This window comes from Bacillus sp. HMA207, assembly GCF_003402455.1.
Lineage (GTDB): Bacteria > Bacillota > Bacilli > Bacillales > Bacillaceae_G > Bacillus_A > Bacillus_A cereus.
Map to the genome: position 1 here is coordinate 1 of NZ_BEZT01000012.1, position 7,916 is coordinate 7,916.

The following is a 7,916-nucleotide window of genomic DNA, read 5'->3' on the forward strand; positions in this document are numbered from 1 at the left end:
GCTCGTATAATAACAAATTCAAGCCGATAAACCTAAATAGTTGCTTTTGGATGTATCGGCTTGGTAACGTTAAAATTCGAGCCGAAAAAAGTTTTGCAAGGATGTAGCAAAGCGAAAAGGGTGGAGATTTTCTGTAGCAACGCGAAAGAAAATACGACCCGTTCCTTGCGGAACTTTTAGCCATTTCTATATAGAGTGAGAAGGGACAAGTATACAAAAGTATAAAATCTCCAGTAATATCAAGGGTTTCAGGTTTTTTCGTACTTACCGTTTTTGGTAAGTAAACTTACCGTTTTTGGTAAGTACGAAATTAACAAAAAAAGTCTACTAATTAGTAGACTCAGAATAATTTAATAGGTAAATTTTTAAGTTGTTTAGGAACCTTTCTAAACATAGCTTTAAGTGTTGGATTGACTTCGTCTCTATTCCCTGAAAACATAACATGAGGATTTATAAACAAAGCATATGCCCTAACATTATTATCATCAACACCACTCTCTGAACGAGCAATAATGCCTTTATCAATTAATTTTCTAACCAAAGGACTAACTTTCGTTTCATGTCTTCCTATTTTTTTTGCTAATTCTCGTTGAGTTAATGGGATTTGTTCTTTAGAATTAATATCACTAACTAAACAATTACTTAAAAAACCTACACACATTGAAATATCTAATAAAAATACCTTCTCAGCATTTGTTAAATAATCAATTTCAAATAAATACTGGATGTTTTGTTGAATGATCTGAACAAACTTCGCTTTATTCTTCACTTTACGTTCAGGAACTAATTTCATTCCTCTTAAGCCAGCCTTTGCTTGAAGTTCATTTGCTATGTACATCTCTTCTTCGGACAAAATTTTTGAATTCTCGATATCTCTCAATCTTGCATTTTTTTCGGCTTGTTCTAAATTGACGAGCTTTGACATAATCTTTCTCCTCTTTTCTAAGATTTTCAACTAGAGAAGAGGAACAATTTATGCTATGATTTTTATAGAAAATTAATAAAGACATTAAATCCCCTCTCTAGTTGTTAGTTTGGTCACTTACAATTATAGCATGCGGGATTTTTTTCTTGTATTAAAAAAAAGAAGCTCTACATTAGGGCTTCTTTTTTTATATAATCCAAACCATTAACTAATCGTTAGCCATACCCTCTAATTCTTCCCTAATTTAATTGTTTAATATAGGAAATTTTATTAATTCATTTTCCGTATGTTTAGAATCAAATTGTTGTTTTATAACATTTTGATAATACTTATTTTTATTCATTAATTCATTATGATTTCCAATTCCTGTGATGTTCCCATTCTCTAAAACAATAATCTGATCAGCTTTTATTATTGTAGATAAACGATGCGCTATAACAAAAGTTGTTTGTTTATTAATTAATGAATTTATTGATTCTTGAATTTGTTTTTCCGATTCAGAATCTAAATTAGCAGTAGCTTCATCCAATAATAAAAAATTAGTATTACGTATTAAAGCTCTAGCTATTGCAATACGTTGTTTTTGTCCACCTGAAAGTTGATTTCCTCTTTCTCCAACTTGTGTATTATATCCGTCTGGAAAATTCATAATAAATTCATGTGCATTAGCAAGTTTAGATATCTCTATAATTTCATTATCCGTAATAGTTTTATTAACCCCATATAATATATTTTCTTTAACTGTACCAGGGAAAATAGAAGTATCTTGTGAAACATAACTAAAATTTTCTCTCCAATTATTTAAATTTATATATTTATAAGATTGATTCCCTAATAAAATATCACCTTTTATAGGATTATAAAATCGCTCTATTAATGAAAATATAGTACTTTTCCCTGAACCACTCGGTCCAACTAACGCTGTTAAAGAACCTTTTTTTATTTTAAAAGAAACATCTTTTAAAATAGTTTGATTTTCATTATATCCAAAAGAAACATTTTTAAATTCTAATTCAGTTGGAAGAATAATGTTATTTTGAGTAACAATTTCAATTTGTTCTTCTTGTTCTTCCTGTTCTTCTAAAATTTCAAAAATTCTTTTCATAGCACCCTTTGCCTCTTGAAGACTTGTTATAAAATGATTCATTTGTACAAAAGGAGTTACTATTTGGAACAAATATAATAAAAATGCTACCAATTCACCTGAACTAATTAACCCTTGATCTACTCTCCAAGCACCAAATCCAATAACACCAATTAAAATTACATGAGTGAATAATCCTACAATTGGAATTAATATTGAGTTTATTTTAGCCTTTTTCAATCTACATTTTAAAAGAAATAAAAAATACCCCTTTCCATTTTCTATTTCTTTTAATTGATTATTATAAGCTTTTATAAATTTAATTTCAGAAAGTCTTTGTGATAAATAAGCTGTTAATTGAGACATTGTAGTTTGTTCTTGAAACGAAACATCATGTATTCGTTTTCCCAAAGGCATAACAACAAAAAGTGTTATAGGTATTACTGAAATTAAAACTAATGTCATTGGAATATCTAATGTAAATAAAATAATTATAGAAAGTATTAAAGTAATACAGTTTGTAATTAAATCTATAATCTCATGTGTCATAACATTTACTATTACTGTTGTATCATTAGTTATTCTGCTAACCATTTCACCTGATTTATTCTTATTATAATAATTTATAGGTAGTTTTAATAACTTACTCCATAATTTATCTCTTAAATTTTTTACTATTTCTTCTCCCACTTTAGATAATAAATAAAGAGAAAAAGATGTAAAAACCATACCTAAAATTAAAAAGAAAAAAAGTTTACTTAATAATTCAAATGACACACCTTTAGAAAATTGATCCATGATATCTCTTATTAATAAAGGAATTACTAATGAAAATAAACCCGAAACAATAGATAAAAATAAACCTAGAATAAAATAACTTTTTGATGGATTAGTTATATTCCATACTTTCTTAATCCAAAATTCTTTTTCTGATTTCATTACATATTTACCCCTTCATCTATATACTCAAATAAAAAGAAAGGGAATCTCTAGAGATTCCCTTTCTTTTTATTTGAAGTGATTTATTTAGAACTTCCACCAAGCGGAAGAACCCAATACCACATCATTTTACCTAATTTCCATCCGTATTTCCACATAATAACTGCACCACCTTTTTTTCTTAAAAAAGTATAATTAAGGATATCCTAGGGATATATTACCATGTTTTATAATGTTAATCAATATATTTAGAAAATTAATTTTACTTTTTTTCGTAAATATTAAACTATTCTACGATTTGTTATTTTTTCCCTAATATTTAAAATCCGCTTTTAATAATAGAATGGATTTCTTTTAAAAAAAACATATAACATTAAGTACAACTTACAAACAGTAAAATATTTGTTATGATTACCTTATTGAATAATATTTTTTGTTTATTGTAATAGTATAGAGGTGAATATATTGAAAAAAAATTTAACCAAAAGTGAAATGAAAAGTAATATATTAGCTTATGCACCTTCAGCTTTAGCTGCATTATTATTTACAGTAGGTTGTTATTTGCATGACTATAAAAAAACTATGGTAATCTTCTTACTTTTATTTCTTTTTAATTTAATACAGACTTATCGTTATATGAAAAAAATAAAACAAATTGATAAAAAGCCATCTTAATTTCTAGTTGGCTTTTTATTTTAAATATTGATATTAAAATATTATTATTTAATTCTTTTACCAGTATAAGTAAAAACACATCTTGTATAAATCTATATTTTAATGCAATTTTGCATATCCAAATAAAGGTAATCAATTCACGTTTTTTACTTTTATATAATGTGAATCTTTGAATAGAAATTTACTTACTCTTTCATTATAAAAAATAAAAAAACTTAACATCAACCATCTTTCATAGCCCTGTACCAATGTTTTATAACCAAAGGCAAAATAGCAATTAAGTGTAGAACTCTATAAGAGTAAAAAAGGAAGGGCAAGCTACGGGTTTACCATGGTAAACCTCAAAAACTACATTTTTGTCTTACTAGGAAGTTTCCTAGTACCTTTACCATTTTTTGTCCTCGAAATTTCATTTCTTCGTCCTAAAACGGTTGTCGCTTTGCTCGATTTTCTATCTTCATGAAAGTAAACTTTTGAATATTAGTTTACATTCATTTCCCCTTAAACATTGACTTCTTACCAATTCCACTGATATCCTCAATTTATACAATAAAAGTATACATTCAAAACACTGTAAATAAGGAGTTCATAAATCCATGAATAAAAAAACACATCTTATTGATGTCCAACCCATCCGTAGCAAAGAACAGATCGAAGATATGAAATGGGCCCTTAAACGTCATTGTTCCGAACGAGACTATATTCTCTTTCTTATTGGTATTCATACCGGACTACGCGTAAGTGATCTACTTCAACTCGAAACACAAACCATATTAAAACTAAAACGAAAAAACAGAAAAGAATTTAAGATCAAAGAAGGAAAAACAAAGAAAGAACGCATGATTAACCTTACTTCCATTTTTGATGAAGTATACTCTTATGCTCAAACTCTAGATAATACCTGGTTATTTCCTTCCCGAAAAGGAGATAAACCCATTAGTAAGATCCAGGCTTATAGACAATTGCAAAAAGCCGGAGATTTTGCCGATATAGAATCCATTGGTACCCACACCATGCGCAAAACCTTCGGCTATTGGTTCTATAAACAAACAAAAGATGTAGCTATGTTGCAAGAAATACTCAATCATAGCACTCCACAAATCACATTAAAATATATAGGAATTAATAAAGAAGAGAAAGACAATATTCTAGATACATTTTATATTTAATATAAATACTTTTACTCACTTATTCTTTATTTTTTAGAAAAGATAAAGTAACAAAAATTATTTCCTTATTTGTAAACCCCAAATTTTCCATTCCATTTATAAAAGAATAAACCAATTCTTTTTTCATATTTTTACGTAATTTTTTAATTTTTAGATCATTATTTGCTACATACCTTCCTCTTCCTTTACTTACTACAACAATACCTTCTCTCTCCAATCCCTTAAATGCATATTGAATTGTATTTGAATTCACTTCTAACTCACACCCTAATTCACGCACAGAAGGAATCTTATCACCTGGTTTTAAATGTCCAGATGCAATTTCTTTTTTAATACATTCTTTTATTTGAATGTAAATTGGAATATTAGAAGTAAAATCAATTTTCATTTTTTTCTCCTTCTATTTTTTCTCAATATAACTAAATCTATCAAAATTTATTTAATATACCAAAAACATTTACTTACCGCATATTTATAACAAGGGAATGCTTGTAGACTGATCTATACTGCATTCCCTTATTGTATGTATGCTATATTCTTATTCGCCTTTTTCTAACAGTAGAACCACGAATCTTGACGAAGAAATTGATTTTTGCCCTTTACTGGGGAATCCGTCCTACGCTTTTTATTCCACGGTTCACTTGACTACGAGCCTCTACACCCTCAAACTCCCATAGATAACCCCAGCGGGCAAAAACCGCCCTTCTGGGGCCACCTCTGATGAGTTTGCATGAGGGTGTCCCTCATACTCAAGTGACTTTCGCGGCATAAACGCATAGGACTCAGTGGGTTACTTCCAAAATTGATACCATTTCTTTTCATTACTTACTGCAACCATCTGTTTTACTTCTTGAAGCTCTCGCATAACAGTCATAACAGCTTTATCACGATCAGTAACTTGTTGTTTCTCTATAATATTAGAATGAGTTAATAACTTTTGTTGCGATTCCAATAAGTTTGTTAATTGAGCTATCTGTTCATTTTGATTTTGTAATTGTTTTTGTTGTAACTCCACAGTACCTTTTAATTCTTGTAATAATTCCTTCAAATCATCTGATTTAGGGGTTATAACAGTCATATCTTTGCTTTTAACTGTTAATCCTTCCTCTTCTAAAAGCAATTTACAAGCATCTTCCAATGTAACTTGTGGCATACTCTTTAGTTCTACTAACCTTTGCAATAATCCAACATCATAATCATCAAAAATAACCCGTTCCCGTTCATCTCTTTTAAAAGCATAACAGTTATAACTTTCAATTAATAAATAATATTTTTTAACCGTAGACGGTGATATTTTTAATCTTTTAGCAATTTGAGTCACATTTTCATAAACCACAAGAGTCATAATAGTTATAACCTCCTTCTTTTAGTATTTCAAATTCGTTATAACGGTTATAACTCCTCTATCTTAGCATTTTAAATAGACTTGAGCTAAATCTAGTCTCCCTTTTCCATGTCCTAACTCATCATGAACTATATTCATTACCTTTTGTATTTGCTGATAAGTTGATTTAAATTCCTGGCCAATTCCATAATCCACCCTTTTTCCTTGCTCATGATTTTTCAGCATATAAGTAAGGACTTCCTGTCCTCTCTCATAAGATACTCCTAATAATTCCTTAAAACGTTCTCTAGCAAATGTATGGCGAAACATATGGGTTCCATTTGTTTGAATTCCTGTTACTTTCCCAGCTTTAAGTAATGCGGCTCTCAAAGTATTATCTTTAACCGGAATAATTTTTTCATGTAATTGTTTATCTCCAATCATCTGACAGATCTTATCTTTTACATGTTCCGGAATCTGAACTTCACGTCTTCGCCCACCCTTTGTAATTCCTTTTCCTTGTTCAATCTTCAAAACATTATTTTTCAAATCAAAATGTTCCGGAGTTAAATTAATAACCTCTCGCGCACGAAGACCTAAATATAATTGTAATTGGAATGCATTTCGAACATGAACAGAAGATACACTTTCTATTAATCTATTGGCGTCTTTCAAGCTCATAGAGCGATTCTCAGGCCCCTTTCTATCTTTTCGATAGTTATACACTCTTTTTTCAGAACAAAAGCTTATAGGTTCTTTCTGAAGCTTCTCAGCTTGTCTATGCATTGCTGTTTGTAATTTCCTTAATCCTGTTTCAATATTCATTAAGTGTCCGTTGGACACTCCTTCCTGTTCTTTATGCTGTAAATAAGCATGATAGTGTTCTTGTTTAAAATGAATAATTCGCGTAATTTCAAATTGCTCTCTACAAAAGCGAGCAAAATCAATCGAAACAGACATCGTATTTTGAATATGTTTAAAAGAATATAACCCTTCCGTATGTCGCCCTTCCTTTTTTGCTTCATATTTCGATTGTCCAACACAAATAATTTCCTTTACCACATTTTCGATTTGTCTTACAAGCGATACCTTAGAAGATCCTCGCCGTCTTCCCATATTTTCGCCGCCCTTCGGTCGGCCCGTTTTCGCTCACGCTCAAACGGGCATAATACACCTTATGGTGCGCGGTAAATGCGCCGCACACCATAAGGTGTCAACTCGCTACTCTATATGTATCTGTAAAACCCAAATTTAAGCCTACGCCTATCGCTCCATATTTAGCGTGGAGAGCAACTGTTATATCCACGTTTTCCTTAGCAAATCCACTTGTCTTCGCAACGGCATGGCTATAGCCATGCTTCTTTCGTACCTTCCGGTCCTCACTCCTTTTTTATATTGTTTCATCCCCAAACACATTTGTTCATTTTCATGATCTCATTAAAAATAAATAATTATATATAAAAAGAGCCGTTCCGGACTCAGAGTCATAGACACAAAATAAGTGTCTGAATCTGAACCGCGAAACGGCTCTTGAATGTTTAAAAGAAATAAAAAAAGAAAAGTAAATCTATATTTAATTTAACATAAATTAGGCATTTCAATCAATGGTTTTCGTTGACTTTTGGAGTAGAGGCTGGTTCGTCGTGTGGGGGCGAAACCCCACGTATTACGTATCTATCCATATGGTAAGTGAAATTATAATTCGAATGCACTAGCGGTTCGGCTCGTATAATAACAAATTCAAGCCGATAAACCTAAATAGTTGCTTTTGGATGTATCGGCTTGGTAACGTTAAAATTC

7 protein-coding genes are annotated in these 7,916 nt (G+C 30.3%); 2 read left to right on the forward strand and 5 right to left on the reverse strand.

Annotated features, from left to right (window positions below; genetic code table 11):
• Positions 1–340: 340 nt before the first annotated feature.
• The gene (locus HMAS_RS27405; RefSeq protein ID WP_116345149.1) at positions 341–925 is read right to left on the reverse strand and encodes a MarR family transcriptional regulator; all 585 of its coding nucleotides are present in this window, start codon (positions 923–925) and stop codon (positions 341–343) included.
• Between the two features lie 244 nt (positions 926–1,169).
• On the reverse strand, positions 1,170–2,948 hold the full coding sequence (locus tag HMAS_RS27410; RefSeq protein WP_046941539.1) for an ABC transporter ATP-binding protein: 1,779 nt from the start codon (positions 2,946–2,948) through the stop codon (positions 1,170–1,172).
• Between the two features lie 465 nt (positions 2,949–3,413).
• On the opposite strand from HMAS_RS27410, the gene HMAS_RS27415 reads away from it, so the two are divergent.
• Positions 3,414–3,623, forward strand: a complete 210-nt coding sequence (locus HMAS_RS27415; RefSeq protein ID WP_116345150.1) for a hypothetical protein — start codon at positions 3,414–3,416, stop codon at positions 3,621–3,623.
• Positions 3,624–4,219: 596 nt separating this feature from the next.
• Positions 4,220–4,792: a tyrosine-type recombinase/integrase gene (locus HMAS_RS27420; RefSeq protein ID WP_116345151.1), complete on the forward strand. Its 573-nt coding sequence runs from the start codon at positions 4,220–4,222 to the stop codon at positions 4,790–4,792.
• 19 nt (positions 4,793–4,811) lie between these two features.
• Here the strand turns inward: HMAS_RS27420 and HMAS_RS27425 are convergent, their stop codons facing one another.
• The 3 genes from HMAS_RS27425 to HMAS_RS27435 all read right to left on the reverse strand — a co-directional run bounded on the left by HMAS_RS27425 (position 4,812) and on the right by HMAS_RS27435 (position 7,232).
• A complete protein-coding gene (locus tag HMAS_RS27425; RefSeq protein WP_116345152.1) occupies positions 4,812–5,180 on the reverse strand; it encodes a GntR family transcriptional regulator in 369 nt (122 codons plus the stop codon).
• A gap of 402 nt (positions 5,181–5,582) precedes the next feature.
• Positions 5,583–6,137 carry a DUF3967 domain-containing protein gene (locus tag HMAS_RS27430; protein ID WP_116345153.1) on the reverse strand — a complete coding sequence of 185 codons (555 nt, stop codon included), beginning with the start codon at positions 6,135–6,137 and terminating at the stop codon, positions 5,583–5,585.
• Positions 6,138–6,200: 63 nt separating this feature from the next.
• Complete coding sequence (locus HMAS_RS27435) at positions 6,201–7,232, reverse strand: tyrosine-type recombinase/integrase (RefSeq protein ID WP_116345154.1); 1,032 nt, start codon at positions 7,230–7,232, stop codon at positions 6,201–6,203.
• Positions 7,233–7,916 lie beyond the last annotated feature (684 nt).

Coding starts and splice junctions, on each gene's coding strand:
- HMAS_RS27405 (WP_116345149.1), bottom strand. CDS start 925: ATGTCAAAGCTCGTCAATTTAGAACAAGCCGAAAAAAATGCAAGATTG.
- HMAS_RS27410 (WP_046941539.1), bottom strand. CDS start 2,948: ATGAAATCAGAAAAAGAATTTTGGATTAAGAAAGTATGGAATATAACT.
- HMAS_RS27420 (WP_116345151.1), top strand. CDS start 4,220: ATGAATAAAAAAACACATCTTATTGATGTCCAACCCATCCGTAGCAAA.
- HMAS_RS27425 (WP_116345152.1), bottom strand. CDS start 5,180: ATGAAAATTGATTTTACTTCTAATATTCCAATTTACATTCAAATAAAA.
- HMAS_RS27430 (WP_116345153.1), bottom strand. CDS start 6,137: ATGACTCTTGTGGTTTATGAAAATGTGACTCAAATTGCTAAAAGATTA.
- HMAS_RS27435 (WP_116345154.1), bottom strand. CDS start 7,232: ATGGGAAGACGGCGAGGATCTTCTAAGGTATCGCTTGTAAGACAAATC.